Below are 26,700 nucleotides of genomic sequence, written 5' to 3'. Positions count from 1 at the left end.
CAGCTCGCTGACAGGGTCGCCACGGCTTCCGCCCAGACTGCCCGGTCACTGTCGGTGACGACAGCGCAGGATGACCGAACCTCTGGAGGACACCATGTCCCGCACCATCCGTAGGAAGCACCTGCTGGCCGGCCTGGCCACCGCCGGCGTCCTCGGCGTCGGGATCGCGGCCCCGACGATCGCGTTCGCCGCGGACACTCCCACGCCGGCACCGAGCGCCAGCACCGCCCCCGACGCGGCTCCGGGCACGGCTCCCGGCGCGAAGGCCGACCGGCAGGGCAAGTTCGCTGAGGCGCTCGCCAAGGAACTGGGCGTGCCCACCGACAAGGTGACCGCCGCACTGGAGAAGATCCGCGAGCAGCACCGGCCGGCCGACCGACCGCAGCGCCCGTCCGCCGAGGACCGACAGGCCGCGCTCAAGCAGCGCCTGGACCAGGCAGTCAAGGACGGCAAGCTCACCCAGGAGCAGGCCGACGCCATCACCAAGGCCGTCGAGGCAGGCGTCTTCCCCGGCCCCGGCGGCCACCGCGGTCCGGGCAACCACCACGGCGAAGGTACGCCCGGCAAGTAACCCGGCGGACACGGCCCCGCCAGGCACCAGCAGGCCGGGGCCGGCCGGAATCACGATGACCTGACCAGGCTCCTTGGATCGCTTCCCCCGCCCGCGTCGATCTTGCAGTTTCGGTCGCCGAGATGCACGGAATGCCCCTTATGCCGCGACAGTAAGTGCAAGATCCGCGGAAGGGCGCGGCTGAACCTCGTCGATCATGGAGACGTGGTGCCTGACTTAGGGTCATTCGGGCACTTTGTCACCCACCACAACTCCATGATCGACGAGGCAGCGTGGGTTGACCTACTCAGCGCCGAGTGACCAACGGGAGGGCCGCTTATCCAAGACGCGGTGCGCCCCGATATATCCAGACAGCGCTGATTTCTATGTTCCCTGGAGCAGGCCCGGGCCCCCGTCCTCGGCTTGATCGACTCGGTTTTCATGAAGTCGCGGTATCCGACGCACTCGAACACCCCGACATCATGAAAATCGAGTCGATCACCGCCCCGGGGACGTGCCGTCGGGTGGCTCAGCCGTTCAACCGGCTCGGGATGTCAGCCCAGAGCCGGGCCAACTCCGGGACCAGCCACAGCCGGGGCCAGGCACAACCGCGGCCAGGCCCGGCCAGGACCAGCCCAGCCGGGGGCCGGGCCAACCCAGGACCAGCACGACCCAGGGCCAGGCCAGCCGAGGCCAGACCAGCCAGGACCAGGCCAACCAGGACCAGGACCAGGCCAGCCGAGGCCAGGCCAACCAGGACCAGGCCAACCAGGACCAGGCCAACCAGGACCAGGCCAACCAGGACCAGGCCAACCAGGACCAGGACCAGGCCAGCCGAGGCCAGGCCAACCCAGTGCTAGACCCAGCCAGGACCAGGCCAACCCAGTGCCAGACCCAGCCGGGGCCAGGCCAGCCCAGTTCGGAAGCGCAGGCCGGGACCGGCTATCGGCCCGGCCCTGGTGGGCGTCAGGGCTGCTGGGGCGGGGGCGCGAACACGCCCAGGTGGTTGCCGGCCGGGTCGAGTAGGTGGGCCAACGTGAGACCGCTCGGTGCCGTACGCGCTGGCGCCAGCACCCGGCCGCCGGCTGCTTCGGCCCGGCGGCAGGTTTCTGCCACGTCGGCGACTTCGGCGTAGAACACTGCGTAGTTCGGTGACGTCCCGTCGGTCGCCCGGATCGCCCCGCCGATCCCGGTGTCGCCTCCGGCCCCGGTCACGCGGTAGGACCCGCCGTTGGTCGAGCCCTGCTCCTCGAAGGTCCAGCCGAACAGCTCTCCGTAGAACCGCTCGGCATCCTCGGGTCGGTCGGTGCCGATCTCGAACCAGGTGATGGGCGTGGTGGAGCTGGTCATCTACTGCCTCCAGAATTTCCGTGCCGGCCGTTCGGCCGTCGTCTGGAGCAGTCTCGGGGCCGTTGGCGACAGCGTCCTGTCGGTGTTTCCGGATCACCCGGCGGGGTTTCCAGCGACGAGACCCACCCGGGCCCGCCGCGCCGAGCCCGTTTCAGACCAGGCTCAGCGGGCGGACCCGTTCGTGCGGGATGTCGAGATCTGTCAGGCGTAGCTCCCGGGCCACCACCTCGGGCAGCGCCTGGACCGCCCGGATCCGGTCGGTGCGAAAACAGCGCAGCTCGTCGCGCAGCCGGCACCAGGCGAGCAGATACCAGTGCCGCGCGTTGCCGAGGTAGCCCAGCGGTTCGACAACTCGGGTCGAGTCGGCGCCGGCGCGGTCGGCGTACCGGATGCGCAGCACGCGCCGCGCGGCGACCGCGTCGGCGACGGTGGCCGGGACGGGCGTGGCCGGCCCGTCCCCGATCAGGTGCACGCGGCCGGCGAGGTGGTGTGCTTCGGCGGCGTCGGCGGCCGGCAGCACCGCCACCAGTTTGCGCATCGCGGTGGCGGCCGGCCCGGCGAACGGTGTCCCGGCGAGCCGGTGTAGCGCCACCGCCATCGCGACGGCCTCGGCGGCGGTCAGGTTGACCGGCGGCAGGGTGCGGGCGCGGTCCAGGACGTAGCCGCCGGTGCGCCCGGGCTCGGCCCAGATCGGCACCCCGGCCTCCTGCAACGCGCCGAGGTCCCGTTCGATGGTCCGGCTGCTCACCTCGAAGCGCGCGGCCAGCCAGCGGGCGCTGCGGGGGCGTGGTGACACCGCCCGCAGCTCCTCGACCAGCGCGTAGAGACGGTCCGTGCGGTTCATGCCCAGCACGCTACGACCGAGGTACGACGCCCTCCAGCAACCGCCCGCCGGGCCCCGCCCGCACAGCGACGCAGGCAACCAACCCGCACAGCGACGCAGGCAACCAGCCCGTACAGCGACGCGGACAGCCGCCTCAGGCGATGCAGGCGCAGACGATCAACGCGGCCCCGAAGTGGGTGGCGGCGCTGACCCGGGCGGCGGGGTGCGGCTCGGGCGAGCAGATGACCTCGCCGAGCTTGCCGGGGGTGAGCAGGTCCAGCACCACGAAGGCCAACGCCATGATCGCCAACCCGACCAGCCCGAAGACCACGGTGGAGGCGAGGCCCCTCCCGAAGTCGCTGTAGCTGGTCAGGATCGCGGTGAAGACGATCCCGGCGATGCCGAGCTGGTTGGCGGCGAGCAGCAACCCGGCGTTGGCGTTGCGCTCGACCCAGATCAGGTCTCGTAGCCGGCCCGGGGTGAGCAGGTCGACGAGCCCGAAGCCGGCGGCCATGAGCCCGACTCCGACGATCCCGAACACGACGCTCTGCCAGGCACCGCTGAGCAGATCCTCCAGCACCGACTGCCTCCCGACTCTCCGCCCGGAGGGGTACCGGCGCGGTGATCGAGACGATAGCGGCAGCGCGCAATCGCGTCAGCCCCCGCGTCTACAGCGCCAGGTAGCGCTGCCGCTCGTACGGGGTGACCTCGCGGCGGTACTGCTCCCACTCGGCCCGCTTGTTGCGCAGGAAGAAGTCGAAGACGTGCTCGCCGAGCACCTCCGCGACCAGCTCGGACTCGGCCATCACGTCGATCGCTTCGGCGAGGTTCTCCGGGAGCGCCTCGTAGCCCATGGCACGCCGTTCCGCGCTGGTCAGCGACCAGACGTCGTCCTCGGCGCCCGGCGGCAGCTCGTACCCCTCTTCGATGCCCTTCAGGCCGGCACCGAGCAGCACCGCGAAGGCGAGGTACGGGTTGGTCGCCGAGTCCAGTGAGCGGACCTCGACCCGGGCCGAGTTGGGCTTGCCGTACGCGGGAACCCGGACCAGCGCGGACCGGTTCAGGTGACCCCAGCAGACGTACGCCGGGCTCTCGGTGATCCGGTCCGGCAGGGCCTGCGGGAAGAGCCGCTTGTACGAGTTGACCCACTGGTTGGTGACCGCCGTGTACTCCCGGGCGTGCACCAGCAGGCCGGCGATGAACGACTTCGCCACCTTGGACAGCTTCATCGGGTCGCCGCTGTCGTGGAAGGCGTTGCGTTCGCCCTCGAACAACGACAGGTGGGTGTGCATCCCGCTGCCCGGCTGGTCGGTGAACGGCTTCGGCATGAAGCTGGCCTGCACTCCGGTGGAGAGCGCCACCTCCTTGATCACGTGCCGGAAGGTCATGATGTTGTCGGCGGTGGTCAGCGCGTCGGCGTAGCGGAGGTCGATCTCCTGCTGGCCGGGCGCGACCTCGTGGTGGCTGAACTCCACCGAGATGCCGATGCGTTCCAGCGCCAGCACGCCCTGCCGGCGGAAGTCCCGGGCCACGGCGTGGGTGGTGTGCTCGAAGTAGCCACCGGTGTCGACAGGGGTGGGCACCGAGCCGTCCTGCGGGCCGTTCTCCAGCAGGAAGAACTCGATCTCGGGGTGGGTGTAGAAGGTAAAGCCCTTCTCGGCTGCCTTGGACAGCGCGCGGCGCAGCACGTGCCGGGGGTCGGCCCAGGACGGGCCGCCGTCGGGCAGCAGGATGTCGCAGAACATCCGGGCGCTCTCGCCGCTGACCCCGCCTTCGAAGGGGAAGACCTGGAAGGTGGTCGGGTCGGGCATGGCCACCATGTCCGATTCGAAGACCCGGGCGAAGCCTTCGATCGCCGAGCCGTCGAAGCCGATGCCCTCTTCGAAGGCCGCCTCGAGCTCGGCGGGTGCCACCGAAACGCTCTTGAGCGTGCCCAGAACGTCGGTGAACCACAGCCGGACGAACCGGATGTCCCGCTCTTCCAGCGTGCGGAGGACGAACTCCTGCTGACGGTCCACTTCCCCAACCCCTCGCGACAACTCTTTTGTCCGCCTTGGTCGGGCTGTACCCGACCTGACCGCCCAGTGTTCCCGGGCCTGGTTACGCAGACGTTACGCGAACTGCCGCCGCCCGTCCCCTCGTGTCCCGCCCGACGAGCGCCCGCCGCCACGGGTGGCGGCAATCTCGTCCGAGGGTACGGATTGTCGCGCGGAGGCTGGGGCAAGATGAAGGCATGCCCACCCTGCGTCTCGCCCTGTCCCAGGTCAACCCGAGCGTCGGCGACATCGCCGGAAACGCCGACCTGGTCCGCAGCTGGACTCGCCAGGCCGCCGATGCCGGTGCCCAGTTGGTGCTCTTCCCGGAGATGATGTTGACCGGGTACCCGGTCGAGGACCTGGTCTTCCGGCGTTCCTTCGTGGCCGCGTCCCGGGCCGCCGTGGAGCGGCTGGCCGCCGACCTGGCCGCCGATGGTCTCGGCGAGTTGCCGGTCGTGGTCGGCTACCTGGACGCCGACGGGCCGCCGCAGGTCAGCGGGGACGCCGAGCCGGGCCGGGGTGCCCGCAACGCCGCCGCGCTGCTGCACCGGGGTGTCGTGGCCGCCCGCTACTTCAAGCATCACCTGCCCAACTACGGGGTCTTCGACGAGGACAGGTACTTCATCTCCGGCGACGCGCTGACAGTGGTGCGGATCGGCGGCGTGGACGTCGCGTTGACCATCTGCGAGGACCTGTGGCAGGCCGGCGGCCCGTTCGCCGCCGCCCGGAGGGCCGGCGTCGGCCTGGTCGTCAACATCAACGGCTCGCCGTACGAGCTGAACAAGGACGACATCCGGCTGCCGCTGGTGCGCCGCCGGGCCGCCGAGGCGGGCGCCACCATCGCGTACGTCAACATGACCGGCGGCCAGGACGAGTTGGTCTTCGAGGGCGACTCGATGATCGTGGGCGCCGACGGTGAGCTGCTCACCCGGGCCCCGCAGTTCGTCGAGCACCTGCTCGTGCACGACGTCGAGTTGCCGGCCGCCGCCACCCCGCCGACCGCCGAGACGGTGGCGGACGGCATGCGGATCGTGCACAGCACGCTGGACGCCATTCCGGCCGCGCCGTCCGGCCCGGCCGCCACCGGCGGGCTGATCGAGCCGGTGGCCGACGAGGCGGAGGTGTGGCAGGCGCTGGTGCTGGGTCTGCGCGACTACGTCAACAAGAACCGGTTCCCGTCGGTGGTGCTCGGTCTCTCCGGCGGCATCGACTCGGCGGTGGTGGCCGCGCTCGCCGTCGACGCGCTTGGGCCGGACCGGGTGGTCGGGGTGTCGCTGCCCAGCCAGCACTCCTCGGAGCACTCCCGGGAGGACGCCGCCGACCTGGCCAAGCGCACCGGCCTGGACTACCGCGTCGAGCCGATCCAGCCGATGGTCGACGGTTTCCTGGCGAATCTGTCGCTGTCCGGCGTGGCCGTGGAGAACCTGCAGGCCCGGGTCCGTGGCGTGATCCTGATGGCGCTGTCGAACCAGGAGGGCCACCTGGTGCTGACCACCGGCAACAAGAGTGAGCTGGCGGTCGGCTACTCCACCCTGTACGGCGACTCGGTGGGCGGCTTCAACCCGGTCAAGGACGTCTGGAAGACGCTGATCTGGCGGCTCGCGAAGTGGCGCAACACGGACGCGGCTCGGCGCGGTGAGACCGCCCCGATCCCGGAGAACTCGATCGGCAAGCCGCCGAGCGCCGAGCTGAGCCCGGGCCAACTCGACAGCGACAGCCTGCCCGACTACGACGTCCTGGACCCGATCCTGATCGGCTACGTCGACGGCGACCTCGGCCGCGACGGGCTTGTCGAGTCGGGTCACGACCCGGCGATCGTGGACAAGGTGCTGCGGCTGGTGGATACCGCCGAGTACAAGCGACGGCAGTCGGCGCCGGGCACGAAGATCTCCATGAAGGCGTTCGGTCGGGACCGCCGTCTGCCGATCACCAACCGGTGGCGCGAGCACGGCTGAGCCGTACCCCTGGGGGTGCCGGGTCGGTGGCGCGGCCCGGCGCCGCCGCGCGGTCCGTTCTCCGAGTGGCGTTGCGCGGCGTTCCCGCGCTGGTGGAGTGACATCTTGCACTGGGCCCTGCCGTCACCCCGTCTCACGGTGCGACGATCGCGACGGAACCCGGGGACCGCGCAGGCGGCCTCGAGGAAGGGAGACAGAGATGGTGGAGTCCACTCCGCACGAGGTGACCGCGTTGTACGGCGGCCCGGCCACCCGACGGGTCCGCACCCGCGACCTGATGGCCGCCAAGGAGCGCGGCGAGCGGTGGCCGATGCTGACCTCGTACGACCAGTACACGGCGTCGATCTTCGACCAGGCCGGTGTCCCGGTGCTGCTGGTCGGCGACTCGGCCGCGAACAACGTGTTCGGCTACGAGACGACCCTGCCGATCACCGCCGACGAGCTGCTTCCGCTGGTCCGGGCCGTGGTGCGGGCGACCCGGCAGGCGCTGGTCGTCGGTGACCTGCCGTTCGGCTCGTACGAGGAAGGTCCGGCCCAGGCGCTGCGGACCGCCGTCCGGTTCATGAAGGAGGGTGGCTGTCACGCGGTGAAGCTGGAGGGTGGCCGCCGCAACGCCGCGCAGATCGCCGCGATCGTCGGCGCGGGCATTCCGGTGATGGCGCACATCGGTTTCACGCCGCAGAGCGAGCACACCCTGGGTGGGTACCGCGTGCAGGGTCGCGGCGACACCGCCGACGAGGTGCTGGCCGACGCACGGGCGGTGGCGGAGGCGGGCGCGTTCGCTGTGGTGCTGGAGATGGTGCCCGGCGAGGTGGCCAAGCGGATCACCCACGAGCTGCCGATCCCCACGGTGGGCATCGGCGCGGGCCCGGACACCGACGCGCAGGTGCTGGTCTGGCAGGACATGGCGGGGCTGCGGACCGGTAAGGCGCCACGCTTCGTCAAGCGGTACGCGGACCTGGCCGGCGCCCTCACCGACGCCACCCGCCGTTTCGCCGACGAGGTCCGCGGCGGCGAGTTCCCCGCCGCCGAACACACCTTCTAGTCCGGTCTCACCGGCCAGCTCGGTCCACGGACCGGGCTGGCCCATCGGACGGACTGGTCCGAGCCGGCGCGGCGGCCAGCCGACGACGACGAATCAATCGATCACGGCAAAACCAATTTCGTCGTACGTGTGTTCTAGTCTCGGGTCATGGTTGAGGAGTTGGCGCTGGCAGAGGAGGCGGTCGCCGCCTGCATCAGTGCCGCCGCCTGGGCCCTCACCGAGCATGACCTGATCACCGCGCTCCACGCCGCACACCGCCTTGAGCAACGCCTCGCGGCGGTCAAACTGGTGCTGGTGCGCGAGGTGGACGGCCGCGGCACCGCGACCGCGCACGGCGCATCCTCGACGGCAGTGTGGCTGCGCGGCCGGTTACGTCTCGGGGTCGGTGCCGCCCGTCGCCTGGTCGAGCTTGCCGCGACCCTCGACAGCGCGCCGCCCGGGGTGCGCGATGCGTTGACCGGCGGGGCGGTCGACGTGGAGCAGGTCCGTGTCATCGGCGACACCATCACCACCGTGCACGCCACCGCGGGGCCTGAAGCGGCTGACAAGGCCGTCGGCGTCCTCGTCGACTGGGCAGCCCAGTTCGACGCCAGCCTGCTGCGCAAACTCGGCACCCGCATCCTCGACCACGTCGCCCCCGAGGTCGCCGACGCTGCCGCCGACGCCGCGCTGCGGGCGGCCGAGTCGCGGGCCGCACGCGACCGGCACGTCTCCATCAACGAACAGCCCGACGGGCGACTCCGACTCACCGGCATCCTCGACACCGAAGCCGCCGCCGCGCTCCGCGCCGCCATCGACCCGCTGACAGCACCGTCCGGCCCGGACGACACCCGCACCCCGGGCCAACGCCGCCACGACGCCCTTGCCGACGTCTGCCGACTCGCTCTGCGCACCGGCGACCTACCTGAGCACGGCGGTGACGTCGCCCAGGTCGTCGTCACCACGAGCTACGACGAGCTGACCCGACAGCTGGGCAGCGGCGCCCTCGACACCGGCCTGCAGCTCACCCCCGACACCGTGCGCCGCCTCGCCTGTGACGCCACCGTCCTCCCCGCCATCCTCGGCGGCGCAGGCCAACCACTCGACGTCGGCCGGCAACGACGCCTCATCACCGGGCCCCTCCGCCGCGCCCTCGTCCTGCGCGACCGCGGCTGCGCGTTCCCGGGCTGCGACCGTCCGCCCCGCTGGTGCGACGGCCACCACATCCGGCACTGGGCCGACGGCGGCGACACCAGCCTGGCCAACGCCGTCCTGCTCTGCGGCCACCACCACCGACACCTCCACCACAGCGACTGGACCGTGCGACTCGGCGGAGACGGCCACCCTGAGTTCATCCCGCCCACCTGGCTCGATCCCACACAACTCCCCCGCCGCAACCACTACCACCGACGAACGTGAGCACTTCGGAGGCGGCCATTCCTCCTGGTCAGACCGGCGCAGCATTCACCGGGACGGCCCAGTCACGCCGGACCAGCGTCGAGCAGCAAGGATCAAAGCTGCCGGGGTAGACGGCGCGCACGCGTACGCGACCGGGGGTGCGTGCCGACGAAGGTGGCCCTGCCGAGGGTTCGGGTGTCACTGCCGCAAGACCCGCTGCGCATCGCGGATGACCTGCTCGGAGGCCAGTGACGCCCAGGAGGCGAACAGGTCCCGGAAGTAGGCGCCGTAGCGGTCCGCCACCGCGGAATCGTGCTCGATGACGTCCAGTTCGTTGACGATGCTCAGGTCCATGAGTGACCGAAGGTGAGCCGCATCCGGCGTTCTCACCTGACCTACGAAGCGGTCGAAGACCTGGCCGGTCTGTGCCAGCTCCCGCCAGCTGCGGCCACGGTCGCAGGCGCCGTAGAGATAGACGAGCTCCTCGGCGTCGGCACCAACGAGATCCCGGAGCACCGCACGATCGGCCCGATCAAGCAGGGCGAGGTCGAACCCGTCGGTGCCGTAGACGGCATGGGTCAGGCCCGCGGCCTGCACGTCACTGCCACAGCCAAGCAGCGCGAGTCGTTCGCTGACTCGGCACAGATGGGCGTACAGGTTGCCCCCGGGGTGCGCGATCCGCTCAGCTCCTTGCCGGCGAAGCCAGACCCGCACAGCGTCGTCGGTGCTCATGGCCCGACCGTATGTGTCGGCCGGCGGATTCGCCGGCCCCTGGGCGTGGGCACGTCTGCCTAGAGGTCGGTGACGCGGATGCCGGCGTGCGCCTTGTAGCGCTTGTTGATGGCGATCAGGTTGGCGGTGAACGCCTCGATCTGGTGGGCGTTGCGCAACCGGCCGGCGTAGATGCCCCGCATGCCGGGGATCCGGGCGGCGAGCGCGCCGACGATGTCGACCAGTTCGCGGTCCTCGGTGCAGATCAGCACGTCCAGATCGATCCGGTCGACCTCGGGGTCGGCGAGCAGCGGAGCGCTGACGTGGTTGAACGCGGCGCAGACCCGGGAGTCGGGCAGCAGCGCGGCGGCCTGCTGCACTGCGCTGCCCTCGGCGACGGTCAGCGCGTACGGGCCCTGCTTGTCGAAGCCGAGCGGGTTGACGCAGTCGACCACGATGCGGCCGGCTAGCGGCTCGGCGAGGGCGGCGACGGTGGCGGCGTGCCCGTCCCACGGCACCGCGATGATCACCACGTCGCTGCGTCGGGCCACCTCGTCGTTTGCCGCACCGGTGACGCTGCCGCCGGCCGGCACCCCGGGCAGGGCGGCGATCTCGGCTGCGGACTCGGCGGCCCGCTCAGCCGACCGGGACCCGATCAGCACCGTCTGGCCGGCCCGCGCGAACCGGTAGGCGAGGCCCCGCCCCTGGTCGCCGGTGCCGCCGATGATGCCGACCGTCAGCCCGGACACGTCGGGCAGCGTGCTCGCGTCGTATGCCATGGCCTCATCCTCGCAAACCGCTCTGCGGGTCAGCAGCGCCGAGCACTGTGACAATCCCCGCTGCCGCCGACATCAGCCCATCACCTGCGGACCGACCCCGCCAGCCTCACAGTCAGGCCAGCTCGAACAGGACGGTGCGGGCCGCCGGGTCGGCGGTGACCAGACGGACCCGGACCCGTTCGCCGAGCGGCAGTTGGCCGAGGCAGCGTGCGCGTACCGGTGGGGCGTCCAGCGCGACCGTGCCACCGGGTGGCCGGGGCCGGGACTTACCGTTGGGCGGGGCGTCGACGTCGAGGACGGCCGCCTCGAAGGTCTCGCCCACCCGGTGCTCCAGCACCGCCGCCTCGGCCAACTCGACGGCGCCCCGAGCGGCCGCCGAGGCGACCCGGTCGGTGCTCGCCATCACCTCGGGCAGCCGCGGCAGCGCGGCGCGGGCCCAGTCGGGCACCGGCCGGCCCGCGTGCAGGGCCAGGCAGACCTCGGTGGCGTACCGGTCGGCCAGCCGCCGCAACGGCGCCGTCACGTGGGCGTACGCGGCCGCCACGCCGCCGTGTTCCGGCTGCTCGGGCAGCTCCCCGTCGAAGGCGGTGTACGCGGCCCCGCGCATCAGTTCGGCCGCCTGGTCGATGAATGCGGCGGCACGCGGCTGGGCGGCGTCCAGACCGGCGATGACCTGACCCGGGCCCACGTCGTCCGGCCAGTGCACGCCCAGCGGCGCGGCCGCGGCCCGGAGCCGCTGCACCGCCTCCGGTTTGGGTGCCGGCATCGTCCGCAGCAGGCCGACCCGCCCGGCCAGCATGATGTCGGCGGCGGCCATCCCGGTCAGCAGGGAGATCTGCGCGTTGTGCTCCTCCATGGGGATCGGCGCGCGCAGCACCAGTTGCCAGCCCTCACCGTCGGGCTCCAGATCCTGCTCGGGCAGCGGCAGGTTGATGGCCCCGCGCCGCAACCCACGCGCGGTCAGTCGGTCGCCGATCTCCGGCAGCAGCGCGATCGGGTCGGGTAGCCGCCCGGCCTCGGCTGCCGCCTGCACCCCTGTGTAGTCGAGTTTGGCGCGACTGCGGACGAGAGCGCGTTCCAGCTCGACGGCCACGGTGCCGCCGTCGGCGTCCAGGTCGATGGTCCAGACCACCGCGGCCCGGTCGTCGTCGGGCAGCAGACTGGCGGCACCCTCGCTGAGGGTGCGCGGGTGCAGCGGCACGTTTCCGTCGGGCAGGTAGATGGTCTGCCCCCGCCGCCAGGTCTCCGCCTCCAACGCGCCACCAGGGGTGACGTGCGCGGCGACGTCGGCGATCGCGTACCGCACCCGGTAGCCCCCACCGGGGCGGCGGGCGAGGTGCATCGCCTGGTCCAGGTCCCGTGAGGTGGCGGGGTCGACAGTGACGAACGGGATGTCGGTGCGGTCGACGGGCGGCTGCGGCGGTGCCGCAGCCGCCTCGTCGGCTTCACGCTGTGCGTCGGCCGGGAACTCTTCTAGCAGGCCGAGCTCGCGGCGCAGCGCGCCGAAGTCGATGCGGGGCGCGAGTACGCGTCGGATGACCACGGGTCAATCCTGACAGCGCCATCGGTGATCCGCTTCCGGTGACCGGCCGAGAAATCCGCCCGGCGAGGGGTGGCCCGCTCTCAGCTGGTCGCCTTCCGGGCGGCGCTGCGCGTACCCCTCGGGGCGGTGGCTCGGGCGGCGACCGGGCGGGCCGGCGACTTGCGGGCGGTCACCTTGCGGGCCGGCGCCTTGGCCGCGACGGTCTTCTTCGCCGGGGCCTTCTTCGCCGCAGCCTTGCGGGCGGTGGTCGACGAGGTGCCTGTCGCCTTCGCGGCCGGGGCCTTCTTGGCCGGGGCCTTGCGGGCGCCGCCGCTGGGGCGGGTGGACGCGGTCTTCTTCGCCGCGGCCGTCTTCTTCGCCGCCGTCTTCTTGGCGGCGGACGCCTTGGTCGCGACCTTCCGCGCCGGGGCCTTCGCCGCGGTGGTGGTCTTGCGCGCCGGGGCCTTCGCCGCGGTGGTGGTCTTGCGCGCCGGAGCCTTCGCCGCGGTCGTGGTCTTCCGCGCCGGAGCCTTGGTCGCGGCGGTGGTCTTCCGCGCCGCCGAGGCGGTGGTCTTCTTGGCCGCGCTCACCGTCTTCTTCGCCGTACCTGTGGTCTTCTTCGCGGCGGTGGTGGTCTTGCGAGCCGTGGCCGCCGGGGCCCGCTTGGCGGCAGCGGTCGTCTTGCGGGTGGTCGTCGAGGTCCTCGCGGGGGCCTTCTTGGCCGCGGCGGTGGTCTTCGTCGTGGCCTTCTTCGCGGGGGCCTTCTTCGCCGCCGTGGTGGTCTTCTTGGCCGGGGCGCGGCCCGCCGCGCCGGCGGCCTTGCGCGCCGGTGCCTTCGCGGCAGCCGTGGTGGACTTGCGCACGGGGGTGGTCCGGCTCGCTGCCGTGTTCCGCTCCGCCGCGGCGGTCTTCTTCGCGGTGGTGCGTCGGGCGGCCGGGCGCTTGGTGGCCTGCTGTGCTTCGGCCATCGTGGTTCCCTCCTCGGGGGACGTGCTCTCGCGTGCGTCCTCGCGGAGCACGAAATACCTCGGCGCGAGCCGTCCCGCGCCGCCTATCTGTCCTCCCCGGCCCAACGAGCGTCCTCGGCATCCCACGCCTCGTTCCGCTCCTGCACACGTTGCAGGGCGTTCTCCGCGTCGGCCGCCGAGTCGTACGGGCCGAGTACATGCTTCGCCGGACACACGTTGCCGTCCGTCTCGACCCGGTGATGCCGGGTGCACCAGTAGAACTGCCCACCACGTCCGCTGTCGCTCATGGGAATCACTGTGCACCGCGATCCGGCCGGCCGCCACCGGATCGCACAAGTCGCCGACGATCTCCACAGTAGATATGCATTTCGTCCGTCGGGCCGAAATGGCGAAACGCGTGGGACTGGAACTCCAGAAGATGCGCAGGTGAGCCCCGCTGTGGTCGCATCTATGATCGCCGGATGGCGATACCGGACTACATCGTGGGGATGCGCAAGCACGTCGGCCACGACCTGCTCTGGCTGCCGAGCGTCAGCGCGGTGGTCCGCAACGACGCCGGCGAACTGTTGCTCGGCCAGCGCGCCGACGACGGGCGCTGGTCGGTGATCAGCGGTTTCGTCGAGCCGGGCGAGCAGCCGGCCACCGCGCTGGTCCGCGAGGTGCGCGAGGAGACGGGCCTGGACGTCGCCCCGGTGCGGATGTCCAGCGCCGTGTCACACCCGCACACGTACCCGAATGGGGACCAGTGCGAATACCTGAACCTGGGGTTCCTGTGCCGGCTGGTGGCCGGCACCGCCCGGGTCAACGACGACGAGTCGCTGGCCGTGGGGTGGTTCCCGTTGGACCGGCTGCCCGAGCTGGACAAGCACGCCCTGCTGGTCATCGCGTACGCGCTGCGCGAGAACCAGCTGACCGGTTACCTGGAGCCGGGTACGACGTGGGACGACGTACCCGACTGAGGTTCACGCCGGGGTCGCGGCGAGGACGACCGGTGCGGCGGGCGCCGACCGGGCCGCCCGGATGGCGTACGCGAGCGCGTAGGGCGAGCAGGCCAGATAGAACATCGGTTCCACCAGCACCTCGTCGGTGATCAGGAAGATCTCCCAACGGGTGGGCCGGGGCAGGCCGAAGTTCCAGTCGGTCCAGCAGGCGAAGAGCCACAGCGGTGCCGAGATCCGGTCGACGGCGTCTCCCGCCGTTCCCTCGATCACGGGGCTGTAGCCGGGAATGTTCCCGACCACGAAGAGGATCACGGCGAGGTCGGCGACGACGAGCGCGCCGAGAATGCCCAGCCACCAGGCTGCCCGGACCCGCCCCCGCGCGCTGAGGGTCGCCGCGGCCCAGAGGACAAGTGTCAGGCCGGCCAGCCAGAGCAGCAGACCGGGTGCCGCGGCGACGATGCCGGTGGTATTGAGGCTGTACGCGGCCAGGGCCACGACCGCACCGATGGGGAGCACCACCCCGAGCGCGATGCGCAGCGGGCCGCCGAGCGCGGTGTGCCGGGCCCAGCGTGTGGCGCACACCGCCAGGATCACCGCCAGCCCGACGGTCGACAACGACCAGAGCGGTAGCTGGAACTGCGGCCGCAGCAGCAACCAGTTCAGGACCACGTTCATCAGCACCGCGCTGGCGAACACGATCGCGGCGCAGGCGATCGGGGACAGCAGGAGCGCGGCGGCGGTGCGGCCGGCCCGACCACGCATCACTGTGCGGTCGACGAGTGGGGCGCCGGCGCGGCTGACGGCAAGGCTCAGCGCGAAGCCCACCATCTTCGTCCAACGACCGCTCTCGGCGAGCACGTGCAGCTCGGCGGCCCATTCTCGGCGTAGGTCGTCGCGGACCTCGGCCGGCCAGCGGCGCGCGGCCAGCTCCAGCAACAGTTCGGCGGCCCGGCGGGTCACCACGCCGGCGCCCCGGTGGGCTCGGTGCCGCCCCACGAGCGGCGACCGTCGGGGAGCGCGGCACGCAGGTCGGCGAGCGCCTGGCGGGCCTGCGTCACGCCTTCGGCGGTGAGCCGGTAGTAGCGGCGGGCCGGCCGGCCGGCCGCTACCGGGTCGATCGCCTCCCAGTCGGCGGCCAGCCAGCCGGCCGCCTGCAACCGGTGCAGCACCGGGTAGAGGGTGCCGCTGGGCAGGCCGGTCAAGCGCATCAGGTCCAGCCCGTAGCGCTGCTCGTCGGGCTCGGCGAGCAGCGCCGCGAGCACCTTCGCGACCGGAATCGTCATCCGCATCCGGCCACTGTATCGGAACTCTACATAGGGGTGGGGACCCGTTCGACCGGGATCCACAGCTCGGCGTCCGCCTGGGTGCCGTCCGCGGACACCCGCACCCGGGAGATCTCCGGTCCCGGCCGGCTGCGGTACGGGTTGGACGGGAACCACTGGGTGAACACGTCACGCCACAGGAACTGCACCGCCTGCGGAAACGCGCCGGACGTGGTGAACACCGCCCACGACCCCGCCTGCACCGGCAGCGCGTCCAGGTCCTCCGGCGGCACGGCGCTGGTCACCACGCCGTGCCAGTAGTCCAGCTCGGTGCCCTCCTGCCGGCTGTCGGCGAGGTTGTCGCTGACGTTGACGATCCCCTTCGGCTCCTGATCGGAGAGCGCCTCGATCCGCCCGGTCGTCTCCCTGTCGATGCTCCTGATGAACGCCACAATCGCCGGGTTCATCCCCTCGTGTACCAGCGGAACCCGGGCCTTGCGCCCCACCAGCGCGAACGCGTCCTTGTCGACGATTCGGTACTCCATGCTGCCGCTCCCTTCGACTGTGAGTCGGAAGGACATCCGGGGCTGGGCGCGCAACACTGCCCCCGTACGCCGAGCTTCTCCGGGGCCCACGCCGTGCACGGCGTGGAACGCCCGGGCGAACGCCTCCGCCGAGCCGTAGCCGTAGTGCACCGCGACGTCGAGCAACGTCCGCTCCCCCGCCAGCACGTCCGCACCGGCGACGGTGAGCCGCCGCCGACGGATGTACTCCGACAGCGGCATCCCGGCCAGCGCGGAGAACAGCCGCCGGAAGTGGTACTCCGACGTCAGCCCGATCCGCGCCAGCTCCGCCACCTCGATCTTCTGGTCGAGGTGGCGCTCGATGTACGCCATGGCCTCGTTGAGCCGATCCAGCACCCGGGCCTCCTTCCCTTTCGAGCACTGACGCTAGGTCGCGGGGTCGGTGGCCCACCCGACATCCGATGCCCGCATCGGTCGGGTGGGACCGCACGGTCGTCGTGTCGTAGCCTGGCGGACTTTGCTTCTTGAGGAGGTTGACGTGGCCGAGTATCCGCAGGACGTCGTGCAACGTTTCCACGGCAGCCCCGAGCAGGTCGACGCCGGCTTGGTGGGCAACCCGCCACGGACGTGGGAGTCAGTCGTCATCGAGGAGTACGACAGGGTTTGGGCACAGCGGTTCATCGTCGTTCGGTCGTCGCTCACCGACGCGCTGGGCGGTCTGATCATCGGGGTGGAACATGTCGGGTCGACAGCGGTGCCGGGGCTCGCGGCCAAGCCCGTCATCGATGTCGATCTCACCATCGAGGACACCGCGGAGGAGTCCGGTTATCTCCCCGCCCTGGAACGGCTCGGGTACCGGCTCGTCCTACGGGAGCCCTGGTGGCACGGGCATCGGATGCTCGTCAGCCCCGCCGAGGACGTCAACCTGCACGTCTGGCCGAGGGGTGCGCCGGAACCCGTCCGGCACCGGCTCTTCCGCGACTGGCTGCGCTCGCATCCCCACGACCGGGAGTTGTACGCCGCGACCAAGCGGCGCCTCGCGCGGGACACCGCGCACCGACCCCGTGACTACAGCCTGGCGAAGAACACCGTCATCGACGAGATCTACGAGCGCATCTTCGCCGCCGGATGACCTCGGGTCGCCCGACGGTCGCGCGCAGATCTTGGACAGTTTCCGTTCCGAGCTAACGGAAAGTGTCCAAGATCTGGCGGCCCGACTTCAGCGCGGCGGCTGTTGCATGATCCAGGTGGGGACAGGCTCCGACAGGGAGGTCACCACCTCCCAGCCGGCGCGGCGGTACAGCTCGACGTTGGCCGGGTAGCTGGTCTCCAGGATCGCCGGCAGGCCGTCGGCGGCGGCGCGGGCCAGCCCGGCACGCATGACCGCACGGCCCCAACCGCGTCCGGCGCTGTCCGGGTGGGTGCCCAGGACACCGAGATACCAGAACGGGTACGTCGGCAGGGCCGCGTGCACGGCCTCGCCGTAGCCCCGCACGCGGGCCAGCACGTCGGCCGGGTATCGCGCTTCCTCCGGCGACCCGTGCCCGGCGGCCGGCGGCTCAGCCGGTTGCCCGGCCGGTTGCCCGGCCGGCGGCTCCCAGATGGCGACCGAGGCGCCTCCGCCGATCGTCCAGATCGACGACCTGTGCACCCGCTTGTCGAAAAGGTCCCCGAAGAAGACGGCGGCGTACTGCGGATAGGTGTCCTCGTCCGGGAACAGATGTCGCAGGATGGGGTCCTTGACGAACGCGGCAACCAGCGTGGCGAGCACCGCATCGCGGTCCGTTGGCGTGGCGAGGGTGATCTCAGGCGTTGTCACAGCAGTCAACATTATCGAAAAAGGCGCCTTGCCCCTGACCCCTGACCCGGTGGCGGACCGGAGACTGGTCCCATGAACCTCGATGACTACCGGAGACACTCCCCCTACAGCGACCCGGGTCGCCACGGCGGGCTCCTCGACGCCGTGTCACCCGACATCCCCACAGTGGCGGCGACCGCCCGGAACGTGATCGTCCACTATCGGGCCGGCGGCGTCGACCTGCCCACCGACCGGCTGGAGGAGGTCAACCGCCGCTGGGTGGATCGCATCCTCGACACCGACCAGTCCCGATTTCCGCTGCCCCTGGCCGCCGAGCGTCCGGCCGTCGATCGGGTGGCCGGCTGCTGTCGGGACCACACGCTGCTCTCGGTGGCGGTGCTCCGTCAGCACGGCATTCCCAGCCGCAGCCGGGTCGGGTTCGCCTCGTACTTCGTGCCCGGCTGGCATCACGACCACGTGCTTGTGGAGTACTGGAACGGCGACCGGTGGGTCTGGGCCGACCCGGAGCTCGACCCGGCCGGCGACTGGGGGTTCGACGGCTACGACATCGACCCGAAGGCCGGCCTCTTCGACTCGGCCGCGCGGGTGTGGTCGGCGTACCGGGCCGGGACGATCGACCCCGAGGTGTACGGCGTGAGCCCGGAGCTGCCGATCCGAGGCGACTGGTTCATCCACGACTACGTCCTGCTGGAGCTGGCCCACCGGCAGAAGGACGAGCTGCTGCTCTGGGACAGCCTCGACGCGATGACCGACGATGTCGCCACCGCCGACCTCACTCTCGTGGATGAGATCGCCGCGTTGCTGCTCGCCGCCGACGACGGCGACGAGGCCGCGGAGAAGGTTCTCACCGACCGGTACGCCAGCGACGCCCGACTCCGCCCCGGCTCCCGGGTGGAGAGCGTCTCGCCGGTCTCCGGCACCGTCAGCATTGTCGACCTGCGCCGCTGAGCGGCCCAGGCGTGTGTCGAAGCCCCGGCCAGGATTCGACACACGCCCTATCCGAAGGTGAAGGCGTACGCCTCGGCGCCGGGCTCGCCGAACGTGATTTCGAGGGTCCGCTCACGGACCGGGCCGTCCTGGCGGACGAGCTGGTAGAGCCGGCCGTCCTGGAGTACGCCGTTGCCGTTCCCGTCGATGTCGACGCCGTGTGACGGGCCGGGAGCGTCACCGTCGAGCAGAACCTGGAACGGGATCGACTGTCCCGTCCCGGGGGCCAGCACGAGATGCGCGTCGCGGGCGTGGAACCGGAAGGCGATGCCGCCGCCGGCGCGGTCGAGCACGACGTTCTCCGACCCGATCGTCCACTCCCCCGCCAGGGCCCACTGGTTGAGGCCGAGGCTCTCCGGCACCTGGTAGGCGCGGCGTTCGTCGAGGGCGGGGCCGTCCGGCGACGCGAAGTGTTCGCCGCGACCGAAACCGAGGTACGTCTCGGGCGTCCGCAGGTTGTTCCAGTCGGCCTCCGCCTCCGGGCCGACCCCCTTGACGGGTACGGGGTCCCGCTCGATGCCGAGCAGTTGCTGGAGCACCCGCTCGGACTGCTCGTAGCGTCCCTCGCCGAAGTGTTCGTCGCGGATGACGCCGTCGGTGTCGACGAAGTAGAGCGCCGGCCAGTAGTGGTTGTCGAAGGCGCTCCAGATCGCGTAGTCGTTGTCGGCAGCCACCGGGTAGTCGATCGATCGGGCCGCGACCGCCCGCCGCACCCAGTCGACGTCGTGCTCGAACGCGAACTCCGGGGTGTGCACCCCGACGACGACCAGCCCGTCATCGCGGTAGGCCTGCGACCAGGCACGCACGTACGGCTCCTGACGCAACCAGTTGATGCAGGTCAGCGTCCAGAAGTTGACCAGGACGACGCGCCCACCCAGGTCGGCGGGGCCGAGTGGCTCGGAGTTGAGCCACTCGGCCGCCCCGTTCAGCGGGGGCAGGTGCACGGCCATCTAGCGAAGCGACCGGAAGGCGGTACGAAGCTCCTCGGAGAAGATCTTCGGCTGTTCCCAGGCCGCGAAGTGCCCACCCACGTCGAGCTTGTTGTAGTAGATGAGGTTGGAGTACGCCTGCTCGGCCCAACTCTGCGGCGCCTCGTACAGCTCGTCGGGGAAGACGCTCACGGCGACCGGGACTTTGACTCCCTTGGCGGCGAAGAACGACAGCTTGTTCTCCGCGTACAGACGGGACGCTGAGATAGCGGTGTTCGTCAACCAGTAGAGCGAGATGTTGTCCAGGATGTCGTCGCGGGTGAGGCCCGCTTGGGCCCCGTCGAAGACCTGTGCGATCAGGGCCAGACTCTTCGCGTCGTGGTCGAGCAGGAAGGACGCCAGGCCGACCGGAGAGTCCGCCAGCCCGGTCAGTGTCTGCGGGCGCGTCGCCATCATGAGGGCGTAGGCGACGTGCTTCCAGACGTAGTTGACTTCCTCGGTGGCGCGCATCTCGTCGTCGGAGAGACCGGACGGCAGCGAGCCCATGGCGTTGTTCGCGCCGGTGGTGTCGCCCTGGAACAACAGGTCGATCTCGGGTGGGACCGCACCGGGCATGTTGGTGTGGATGCCGAGCAGTTCCGGAGGCGCCTGGATGCCCATCTGGTCCACGATGACCGCGCCCCAGTCGCCGCCCTGCGCGACGAACCGGTTGTAGCCGAGACGCTTCATCAGCTCCGTCCAGGCGGTCGCGATCTTCTGCGGGTTCCACCCCGCCTCGGTCGGCTTGCCGGAGAAACCGTGACCGGGCAGCGACGGGATCACCAGGTGGAAGGCGTCCGACGCGCTGCCGCCGTGCGCCGTGGGATCGGTGAGCGGCTCGATGATCTTCATCTGCTCGATGATCGACCCCGGCCAGCCGTGGGTGACGATGAGCGGCAGCGCGTCCTCGTGCTTCGAACGCACGTGGATGAAGTGGATGTCCACCCCGTCGATGGCTGTCATGAACTGCGGAACGGAGTTCATTCGCGCCTCGACCTTGCGCCAGTCGTACTCTTTCTCCCAATAGCGGGCGACGGCCTGGATCGTCGCGAGTGGCACGCCCTGCGACTGGTCGTCCACCGTTTCCTTGTCCGGCCAGCGGGTGGCCTTGATGCGCCTCTTCATGTCATCGAGGTCGGCCTGAGGAATGTCGACCGAGAACTGCCGAATCTCCGTGGTGCCCGGACGAGTCTTGGTTTTGACAGCCATGCGTGTTTCCTCTCCGTCTAGGTTTGCGCCTCGCGAGGAGAAATCATGGGGTGAAGGCTCTGCCCGGACTTATGTGCCAACGAGATAGGCACGCCGCCGCCATATCTCGGAGCCTAGATCGCCGCACCGGTTGCTCGTGGCGATACGAGCAGCCCTCTCATTGGCCAGATCCGGGGGCCGTGACGGCGTGTTCGGCGGCTCGGCTGACCCGCTCCCAGCTCGCCCAGGTGTCCATCCGCCGGCGGGCGATGTCGAACGCCAGGTCGTACACCATGCTCCCGAGCAGGAGCCGCAGCGGCGGGTCGTCGCTGTCGACCAGTTGCAGCAGCGCCTCGGCGGCCAGCCGGGGTTCGCTGTCGATGGAGCCTTCCGCCCACTGCCGCTCCAGCTCGGCGCGTAGTGGCGCGTAGGCGTCCATCGGGGTGGTGGCGCGCACGCTGGTGTAGAGGTCGGTCCAGTAGCCGCCCGGCTGCACGATGCTGACCGTGATGTCGAAGGCCGCCGCCTCCATCGCCAGGGCCTCACTCATGCCCTCCAGGGCGAACTTGCTCGCGCTGTACAGGCCGGTGCTCGGAAAGCCACCGAGCGCGGCGATGCTGGAGACCTGCACGATGTGGCCGGACCGTTGGGCGCGCAGGTGCGGCAGCACGGCCTGGCTGACCCAGAGCGCGCCGAAGAGGTTGACCTCGAACTGGGCCCGCGCCTCGGCCTCGGTGAACTCTTCGATCATGCCCATGGACAGGGTGCCGGCGTTGTTGACGACGATGTCGAGCTGGCCGAAGTGCTCGACGGCGGTGTTCACGGCGGCGATGACCGCCGCCCGGTCGGTCACGTCGAGGGTCAGGGCCAGCAGCCGGTCGGCGTACTTCTCGTCGAAGTCGGCAGTGGCGATGGTCCGGGCGGCGGCGACCACCCGGTCACCGCGGTCGAGTGCGGCGTCGGCGAAGGCGCGGCCCAGGCCGCGGCTGGCGCCGGTGATGAACCAGGTACGCATGCGGGTCTCCCAACCTTTTCGAGACGAGACGGTTCGTCTCGCGATGACGGAAGACTAGGACGTGCAGCCGCCGCCGTCAAGACGAGACGGTTCGTCTCGTACGCTGGTATCGTTCTGCCCATGACCCCCAACACGGCCCGCCGGCGCGAGACCTCCCGGCGCGCCATCCTCACCGCGGCCTTCGACCTGCTCCAGGAACTGGGGTACGCGAAGCTCAGCATCGAGGGCATCGCCGCGCGGGCCGGCGTCGGCAAACAGACCATCTACCGCTGGTGGCCGTCGAAGGGCGCGGTCATCTTCGACGCCTTCCTCATGCTCAGCGAGGCCGCCGAGGGTGGGCCGCCGACGCTGCCGGACACCGGCGACCTGGCGGCGGACCTGACAGTGGTGCTGCGCGCGACGGTCGAGGAGATGAACGATCCCCGGTACGAGCAACCGATGCGCGCACTGGCCACCGAGATCGCGCTCGACCCCGAACTGGCGGCGGCGTACGCCGAACGGTTGGACGGGCCGTTGAAGGAGGCCAAGCGGCAGCGCCTGCGCAGCGCCCAGCGGGCGGGTCAGATCGCCGAGGACGTCGACCTCGCCGTGGCGGTGGACATGATCTGGGGGCCGATTCTCAACCGTTGGTTGCAACGCAGTGGGCCGCTCACCGCCGAGTACGCCGACCTCGTCGTCACCACCGCCCTCAACGGATTGCGCCCCCGGTAGCGCTCCGGGGGTACGACCCTTCAGGGGCTGCGGCCGTCCGGCAGAAACCCGGCCAGCCCGTCCAGCAGGCGAGACAGCCCGAACTCGAAGAGCCTGTCCAGATCGAAGTCGACGTCGTTGCGCAGGGCCATCCGCAGCAGCGGCGAACCCCCGGCGGCCAGTTCGGCCAGCCGCGACTCCTGGAACGTCATCCACTCGTCGTTGGTCAGGCCGGTTTCGCGCTGCGCCTCGATCTCCGGCTCGATCGCCACCGCCAACCCGCGCCCGAAACTGAAGAGCGTGAGGTGCACGTAGAGCTCGGTCTCCGAATCGAGGCCGAGTCCGTCCAGCGCGTTCAGCACCCCGTCAGTGATCGCCACGGTGTTCGGGGTGAGCTGGGGTCGGGTGATCGACATGGCCGGGGCCAGCCACGGGTGGCGGCGAAAGAAGCGCCACTCCAGCCGAGCGATCTCCGCCAGATCGGCCCGCCAGCCCTCAGTGCTCCGCGGCGGCACCTCCTCCTCGCCCAGAACCGTGTCGATCATGTGCAGCAGCAGCTCGTCCTTGCTCGCCACGTACCGGTAGAGCGACATGGTGGCGACGCCGATCTCGGTGGCGACGCGGCGCATGGACAGCTCGGCCATGCCGTCCGCGTCGGCGACGGCGATCGCGACGGCGACGATGCGCTCCCGATTCAGCTCGCCCTCGCCTCCCGGCCGCGCCGCGGCGCGGGGCCGTCGGGCGCGTTCGGCCGCCGGGACACGCGCGGGCTCCGGGGCGCTGGCCACGACGGTACCGACGCCCGGGCGTGCCTCGGTCAGTCCCTGCTGCCGTAGCGCGGCATGCACCTTCGTGGCGGTGGCGATGGCGACGCCCCACTCCTGGCTGATCCGGCGGGCGGACGGCACCTGGTCGCCTGGGCGCAACTCGGCGGCGGCGATGCGGCGCCGGATCTCCTCGACGATGCGCAGGTACGGCGCCTCCGGTCGGCTCACCCCCGCACCCGCTGTACTAGTACGCCAGTGTCGGGTACTTCACTGCGACGGCGCGGCAGCCGCCCGACGCGCAGGTGGGCTGCACTAGCAGTAGTACTAGTACAGCCCCGGTCCTCAACGCCCTGGCCAGGGCAGGCATTGCCTCGCGCCGAACGACCCGCATAGCCTGCACACGACATGACGTACACCGTACACGAACGGGGGGAACGACCCATGGCCAACGAAACTGTCCTCATCTCCGGTGCCAGCATCGCCGGGCCGGCGCTGGCGTACTGGCTACGCCGGCACGGCTTCACTCCGACCGTCGTGGAGGTCGCCCCGGGCCTGCGCCCCGGCGGTCAGGCCGTCGACCTACGCGGCGCCGGCCGCGAGGTGGTCGAGCGGATGGGGCTCATACCCCGGGTACGCGAGGATCGGGTCGACGAGCGCGGTGTCGCCAACGTCGACGCGAACGGCCGCTGGGTGGCGCGGATGCCCGCCGACCTCTTCGGCGGCGAGGGCATCGTGGCCGAGATCGAGATCATGCGGGGCGACCTGACCCGAATCCTCCACGACGCCACCGCGGGCGAGGTCGAGTACCTCTTCGCCGACCGGATCACCGAACTCGACCAGGGCGACACGGGGGTACGGGTCCGCTTCGCCAGCGGCACGGTGCGGACGTTCGACCTGGTCGTCGGCGCGGACGGGGTGCACTCGGGCGTACGCCGGCTCGCCTTCGGATCCGAGGACGAGTACGTACGGCCGCTCGGCGGGTACACCGCGTACTTCACCGTCCCGGATCCGGGCGACCTCGACGACTGGTTCCTCATGTACAACGCGCCCGGCGGGCGGGTTGCGGGGATCCGCCCCGAGCGGGGCGGCACCGCGAAGGCCATGCTGAGCTTCACCTCCCCGCCGCTGGAGTACGACAGGCGCGACGTACGCCAGCAGCAGCGCCTGCTCACCGACGCCTTCGCCGCTGTGGGTTGGCGGGTGCCGGCGCTGCTGGACGCGCTGGCGGACGCCCCGGACTTTTTCTTCGACAGCATCTGCCAGGTGCACGTGCCGAACTGGTCGCGGGGACGGGTGACGCTGCTCGGCGATGCCGGGTACTGCGGCTCACCGCTGACCGGCATGGGCACCAGCATGGCGCTGGTCGGGGCGTACGTACTCGCCGGCGAGATGGCCTCGGCCCGCGACGACCACGGGCTGGCGTTCGCGCGCTACCAGGAGACCATGCGCGACTACGTCCGCCAGTGCCAGGAGTTGCCGCCCGGCGGAATCGGCGGCTTCGCGCCCCAGAGCCGGCTCATGATCTGGGCACGGAACCAGTCGATGCGGATGATGGGGCACTGGCCGATGCGCGGCATCCTCGCTCGGCAGTTCCAGAAGGCGGACGCCATCACGCTCCCCGACTACGCCGCCCTCGTCGTCGGCGCCGCCCGCAACGGATTGCGCCCCCGCCGATCCGGCGAGTGACGATCGCTGGGACGGCTTTGCGTTGCCGCAGCATCGTGCGGCAACATCAGGCGCCGTGACGGCACCAGGCACGGCCTCCGACAACGACACCCCGGCCGGCAACAACGGCACGCTCCGGTCGAGTCGGCGGGTCAGACACTGGTTGGCCGGTGCCGGGGTCACCGTCCTGGCCGCCGTACTCGGGATCGTCCTCGCCGTCCGCGGCGGCGCCACCCCCGCCTGCGCCGCGCCACCCACCGGCAACGCCGTCCACAAGGGAAAGGCCAGCTTCTACGACGCGGGCCGCTCCGGCGGCAACTGCTCCTTCCCGGGCCCTCCGGCGGACCGGCTCTACGTGGCCCTCGGCGCATCCCAGTACTCAGGATCGGCGGCCTGCGGCAGCTACCTGGAGGTGAGCGGCCCGAAGGGCAAGGTCCGGGTCATGGTGATGGACCAGTGCGGCGGCTGCGGAACCAGCAAGATCGACCTCTCCACCGAGGCTTTCACCAGGATCGCCGACCGGTCGCAGGGCATCGCCTCCGTGACGTACCGGGCGGTGGTGAACCCGCCGCTCGACGGAGGGCTGACCTTCCGGATGAAGGGCGGCGCCTCGAAATACTGGTTCGCGGTGCAGGTCGGCAACCACGGCAACCCGCTGCGCTCGGTCGAGGCGAAGGGCCCGGCTGGCGGTTTCCGCAAGGCCGCCCGGCAGAGCGACAACCACTGGACCATCGAGGACGGGATCGGCCCCGGGCCGTACAGCATCAGGGTCACCGACGTGTACGGACGCCAAGCGACCGCCACCGGCATTCGCATGGTCACCAAGCAGGTGCAACGCAGCACGGCCGTCCTCGCCAGCGCCTCCCCCACGCCCAGCAGTTCAGCCGCGGCCCCGCCGAGCCCCAACGCCGCCCCGCCCTCGCCGACCCCGACCGAGTCGGTCGCACCGACGGCGACTGTCGAAGCGCTCGCCGGTGCCGCCGCTCCCCTCGACCGCCCCCGCTGCTGACCGAGCCGCCGCGTCGGCGAGCGATGGCTGACCTGATGTTCCTGCGCGGCACGGCCAGAGCCTGTCACTGATCGACAATTCCTCTAACTGAATTGCGGAGAGTCCCTAAAGCAGCTCAGCGGGACGCGACGAGGTGCAACGTGAATCGCCTTCCATAACAGCCGGCCCGTATCAAGCCGGATGATTCAGCGGGAAGCCGGTCAGTGCCACCACCCCCATAACCCGAAAGCCGGGTAACGATTAGGAGTCCCGCACCTCGGCATTCAGAGGCGGCTGGCGTGACAGCGGAATGTCGGTGTCGGGGTACCGACTCACCCCCGCAGTATCCGCCCGCGCTGTGAAACTATCCGCAATGACGGTGGCGAGTGGCGTCAGTCGAGGGGGCGTTTCTGTTGTTACTCGAGGTGCCGCTTGACGATGGTACAACGATCTTGGTAGAGATCGATCAGCCCGACGTTGGGCCGGTCAAGGTAGGGCGGGAGCAGGTTGTCGCCCGTGCGGCGCAGACCCTCCAGGATGCGCTCGATCCGATTATCAGAATGGCCACCGGCGTTACTGACAAGCTGCGAGAGTCCGATCCCGGGCAGATCAGCGTGGCGTTCGGTGTGAAATTCACCGCCGAGTCCGGGGTAATCCTCAGCAAGATAAGCGCTGAGGCGAACCTGACAGTGACCGTGCAATGGGACCGAACCAAATTCGCCGCCCGATGACGACAACGCCGCCGGGCCGACAGGCATTTGACGTACGTC

Annotated in this window: 29 protein-coding genes; 11 read left to right on the top strand and 18 right to left on the bottom strand. The window is 70.7% G+C overall.

Translation table 11 applies throughout. From position 1 onward, the window contains the following. Positions 1-94 precede the first annotated feature (94 nt). Positions 95-571 (top strand): hypothetical protein, encoded by a 477-nt coding sequence (locus tag IW248_RS01135; protein ID WP_196929987.1) that lies wholly within the window; start codon positions 95-97, stop codon positions 569-571. 516 nt (positions 572-1,087) lie between these two features. Here IW248_RS01135 and IW248_RS33365 read toward each other — a convergent pair. The 5 genes from IW248_RS33365 to glnA form a co-directional block, all read right to left on the bottom strand. Continuing rightward, positions 1,088-1,399, bottom strand: a complete 312-nt coding sequence (locus IW248_RS33365; protein WP_196925289.1) for a hypothetical protein — start codon at positions 1,397-1,399, stop codon at positions 1,088-1,090. 117 nt (positions 1,400-1,516) lie between these two features. Next, positions 1,517-1,900: a VOC family protein gene (locus IW248_RS01125; RefSeq protein ID WP_124818277.1), complete on the bottom strand. Its 384-nt coding sequence runs from the start codon at positions 1,898-1,900 to the stop codon at positions 1,517-1,519. Positions 1,901-2,051: 151 nt separating this feature from the next. Then, on the bottom strand, positions 2,052-2,744 hold the full coding sequence (locus IW248_RS01120) for a helix-turn-helix transcriptional regulator (RefSeq protein WP_196925288.1): 693 nt from the start codon (positions 2,742-2,744) through the stop codon (positions 2,052-2,054). Positions 2,745-2,877: 133 nt separating this feature from the next. Beyond that, positions 2,878-3,303, bottom strand: a complete 426-nt coding sequence (locus IW248_RS01115; RefSeq protein WP_124818273.1) for a DUF350 domain-containing protein — start codon at positions 3,301-3,303, stop codon at positions 2,878-2,880. An 88-nt stretch (positions 3,304-3,391) separates the two neighbouring features. Beyond that, positions 3,392-4,741: a type I glutamate--ammonia ligase gene (glnA, locus tag IW248_RS01110; RefSeq protein WP_124818271.1), complete on the bottom strand. Its 1,350-nt coding sequence runs from the start codon at positions 4,739-4,741 to the stop codon at positions 3,392-3,394. A gap of 215 nt (positions 4,742-4,956) precedes the next feature. On the opposite strand from glnA, the gene IW248_RS01105 reads away from it, so the two are divergent. The 3 genes from IW248_RS01105 (at position 4,957) to IW248_RS01095 (ending at position 9,157) form a co-directional block, all read left to right on the top strand. Then, positions 4,957-6,714 carry an NAD+ synthase gene (locus IW248_RS01105; RefSeq protein ID WP_196925287.1) on the top strand — a complete coding sequence of 586 codons (1,758 nt, stop codon included), beginning with the start codon at positions 4,957-4,959 and terminating at the stop codon, positions 6,712-6,714. A gap of 199 nt (positions 6,715-6,913) precedes the next feature. Next, positions 6,914-7,759, top strand: coding sequence for a 3-methyl-2-oxobutanoate hydroxymethyltransferase (gene panB / locus IW248_RS01100; protein ID WP_196925286.1), 846 nt, complete (start codon positions 6,914-6,916; stop codon positions 7,757-7,759). A 147-nt stretch (positions 7,760-7,906) separates the two neighbouring features. Further along, on the top strand, positions 7,907-9,157 hold the full coding sequence (locus tag IW248_RS01095; protein ID WP_196925285.1) for an HNH endonuclease signature motif containing protein: 1,251 nt from the start codon (positions 7,907-7,909) through the stop codon (positions 9,155-9,157). Positions 9,158-9,334: 177 nt separating this feature from the next. Here the strand turns inward: IW248_RS01095 and IW248_RS01090 are convergent, their stop codons facing one another. From IW248_RS01090 to IW248_RS01070, 5 genes are all read right to left on the bottom strand, one after another. Further along, positions 9,335-9,868, bottom strand: a complete 534-nt coding sequence (locus IW248_RS01090; RefSeq protein ID WP_196925284.1) for a DUF6817 domain-containing protein — start codon at positions 9,866-9,868, stop codon at positions 9,335-9,337. Between the two features lie 59 nt (positions 9,869-9,927). Next, positions 9,928-10,626: an NADPH-dependent F420 reductase gene (gene npdG / locus IW248_RS01085; protein WP_091409546.1), complete on the bottom strand. Its 699-nt coding sequence runs from the start codon at positions 10,624-10,626 to the stop codon at positions 9,928-9,930. A gap of 112 nt (positions 10,627-10,738) precedes the next feature. Then, positions 10,739-12,169 carry an RNB domain-containing ribonuclease gene (locus IW248_RS01080; RefSeq protein ID WP_196925283.1) on the bottom strand — a complete coding sequence of 477 codons (1,431 nt, stop codon included), beginning with the start codon at positions 12,167-12,169 and terminating at the stop codon, positions 10,739-10,741. An 80-nt stretch (positions 12,170-12,249) separates the two neighbouring features. Next, a complete protein-coding gene (locus IW248_RS33360) occupies positions 12,250-13,116 on the bottom strand; it encodes a histone (protein WP_269155049.1) in 867 nt (288 codons plus the stop codon). Positions 13,117-13,199: 83 nt separating this feature from the next. Beyond that, a complete protein-coding gene (locus IW248_RS01070; RefSeq protein WP_124818259.1) occupies positions 13,200-13,403 on the bottom strand; it encodes a hypothetical protein in 204 nt (67 codons plus the stop codon). Positions 13,404-13,577: 174 nt separating this feature from the next. On the opposite strand from IW248_RS01070, the gene IW248_RS01065 reads away from it, so the two are divergent. Next, positions 13,578-14,075 carry an NUDIX hydrolase gene (locus IW248_RS01065; RefSeq protein WP_196925282.1) on the top strand — a complete coding sequence of 166 codons (498 nt, stop codon included), beginning with the start codon at positions 13,578-13,580 and terminating at the stop codon, positions 14,073-14,075. 3 nt (positions 14,076-14,078) lie between these two features. On the opposite strand, the gene IW248_RS01060 is transcribed toward IW248_RS01065, so the two are convergent. The 3 genes from IW248_RS01060 to IW248_RS01050 are packed head-to-tail and all read right to left on the bottom strand — an operon-like array spanning position 14,079 to position 16,239. After that, a complete protein-coding gene (locus IW248_RS01060; RefSeq protein ID WP_307787607.1) occupies positions 14,079-15,053 on the bottom strand; it encodes a hypothetical protein in 975 nt (324 codons plus the stop codon). Further along, the gene (locus IW248_RS01055) at positions 15,014-15,346 is read right to left on the bottom strand and encodes a PadR family transcriptional regulator (RefSeq protein WP_196925281.1); all 333 of its coding nucleotides are present in this window, start codon (positions 15,344-15,346) and stop codon (positions 15,014-15,016) included. The genes IW248_RS01060 and IW248_RS01055 overlap by 40 nt, the downstream gene beginning before the upstream one ends. A gap of 20 nt (positions 15,347-15,366) precedes the next feature. Continuing rightward, positions 15,367-16,239, bottom strand: coding sequence for an AraC family transcriptional regulator (locus tag IW248_RS01050; RefSeq protein ID WP_196925280.1), 873 nt, complete (start codon positions 16,237-16,239; stop codon positions 15,367-15,369). Between the two features lie 142 nt (positions 16,240-16,381). Here IW248_RS01050 and IW248_RS01045 point away from each other — a divergent pair, with 142 nt between their 5' ends. Beyond that, positions 16,382-16,975, top strand: coding sequence for a GrpB family protein (locus tag IW248_RS01045; RefSeq protein ID WP_196925279.1), 594 nt, complete (start codon positions 16,382-16,384; stop codon positions 16,973-16,975). 87 nt (positions 16,976-17,062) lie between these two features. Here IW248_RS01045 and IW248_RS01040 read toward each other — a convergent pair whose 3' ends face one another. Beyond that, on the bottom strand, positions 17,063-17,662 hold the full coding sequence (locus tag IW248_RS01040; protein WP_372431656.1) for a GNAT family N-acetyltransferase: 600 nt from the start codon (positions 17,660-17,662) through the stop codon (positions 17,063-17,065). Between the two features lie 72 nt (positions 17,663-17,734). Here IW248_RS01040 and IW248_RS01035 point away from each other — a divergent pair, with 72 nt between their 5' ends. Next, on the top strand, positions 17,735-18,610 hold the full coding sequence (locus tag IW248_RS01035) for a transglutaminase-like domain-containing protein (protein WP_196925277.1): 876 nt from the start codon (positions 17,735-17,737) through the stop codon (positions 18,608-18,610). Between the two features lie 47 nt (positions 18,611-18,657). Here the strand turns inward: IW248_RS01035 and IW248_RS01030 are convergent, their stop codons facing one another. The 3 genes from IW248_RS01030 to IW248_RS01020 form a co-directional block, all read right to left on the bottom strand. Next, entirely contained in the window at positions 18,658-19,599 is a 942-nt protein-coding gene (locus IW248_RS01030; protein WP_196925276.1) for a redoxin family protein, read from the bottom strand. After that, positions 19,600-20,826, bottom strand: a complete 1,227-nt coding sequence (locus IW248_RS01025) for an epoxide hydrolase family protein (RefSeq protein WP_196925275.1) — start codon at positions 20,824-20,826, stop codon at positions 19,600-19,602. Between the two features lie 157 nt (positions 20,827-20,983). Next, positions 20,984-21,820 carry an SDR family oxidoreductase gene (locus IW248_RS01020; protein ID WP_196925274.1) on the bottom strand — a complete coding sequence of 279 codons (837 nt, stop codon included), beginning with the start codon at positions 21,818-21,820 and terminating at the stop codon, positions 20,984-20,986. 120 nt (positions 21,821-21,940) lie between these two features. Here IW248_RS01020 and IW248_RS01015 point away from each other — a divergent pair, with 120 nt between their 5' ends. Further along, a complete protein-coding gene (locus IW248_RS01015; protein ID WP_196925273.1) occupies positions 21,941-22,531 on the top strand; it encodes a TetR/AcrR family transcriptional regulator in 591 nt (196 codons plus the stop codon). 20 nt (positions 22,532-22,551) lie between these two features. On the opposite strand, the gene IW248_RS01010 is transcribed toward IW248_RS01015, so the two are convergent. Next, positions 22,552-23,505: a TetR/AcrR family transcriptional regulator C-terminal domain-containing protein gene (locus IW248_RS01010; protein ID WP_196925272.1), complete on the bottom strand. Its 954-nt coding sequence runs from the start codon at positions 23,503-23,505 to the stop codon at positions 22,552-22,554. 213 nt (positions 23,506-23,718) lie between these two features. On the opposite strand from IW248_RS01010, the gene IW248_RS01005 reads away from it, so the two are divergent. The 3 genes from IW248_RS01005 to IW248_RS00995 all read left to right on the top strand — a co-directional run bounded on the left by IW248_RS01005 (position 23,719) and on the right by IW248_RS00995 (position 26,661). Next, positions 23,719-24,963: an FAD-dependent monooxygenase gene (locus tag IW248_RS01005; protein WP_196925271.1), complete on the top strand. Its 1,245-nt coding sequence runs from the start codon at positions 23,719-23,721 to the stop codon at positions 24,961-24,963. Between the two features lie 55 nt (positions 24,964-25,018). Then, the gene (locus IW248_RS01000) at positions 25,019-25,951 is read left to right on the top strand and encodes an expansin EXLX1 family cellulose-binding protein (RefSeq protein WP_196925270.1); all 933 of its coding nucleotides are present in this window, start codon (positions 25,019-25,021) and stop codon (positions 25,949-25,951) included. Between the two features lie 365 nt (positions 25,952-26,316). Further along, complete coding sequence (locus tag IW248_RS00995) at positions 26,317-26,661, top strand: CU044_2847 family protein (RefSeq protein WP_196925269.1); 345 nt, start codon at positions 26,317-26,319, stop codon at positions 26,659-26,661. Positions 26,662-26,700 lie beyond the last annotated feature (39 nt).

Origin of the sequence: Micromonospora ureilytica, assembly GCF_015751765.1 — a bacterium.
Lineage (GTDB): Bacteria > Actinomycetota > Actinomycetes > Mycobacteriales > Micromonosporaceae > Micromonospora > Micromonospora ureilytica.
The sequence above is the reverse complement of the archived record's forward strand: the minus strand, read 5'-3'. Positions and strand labels throughout refer to the sequence as shown.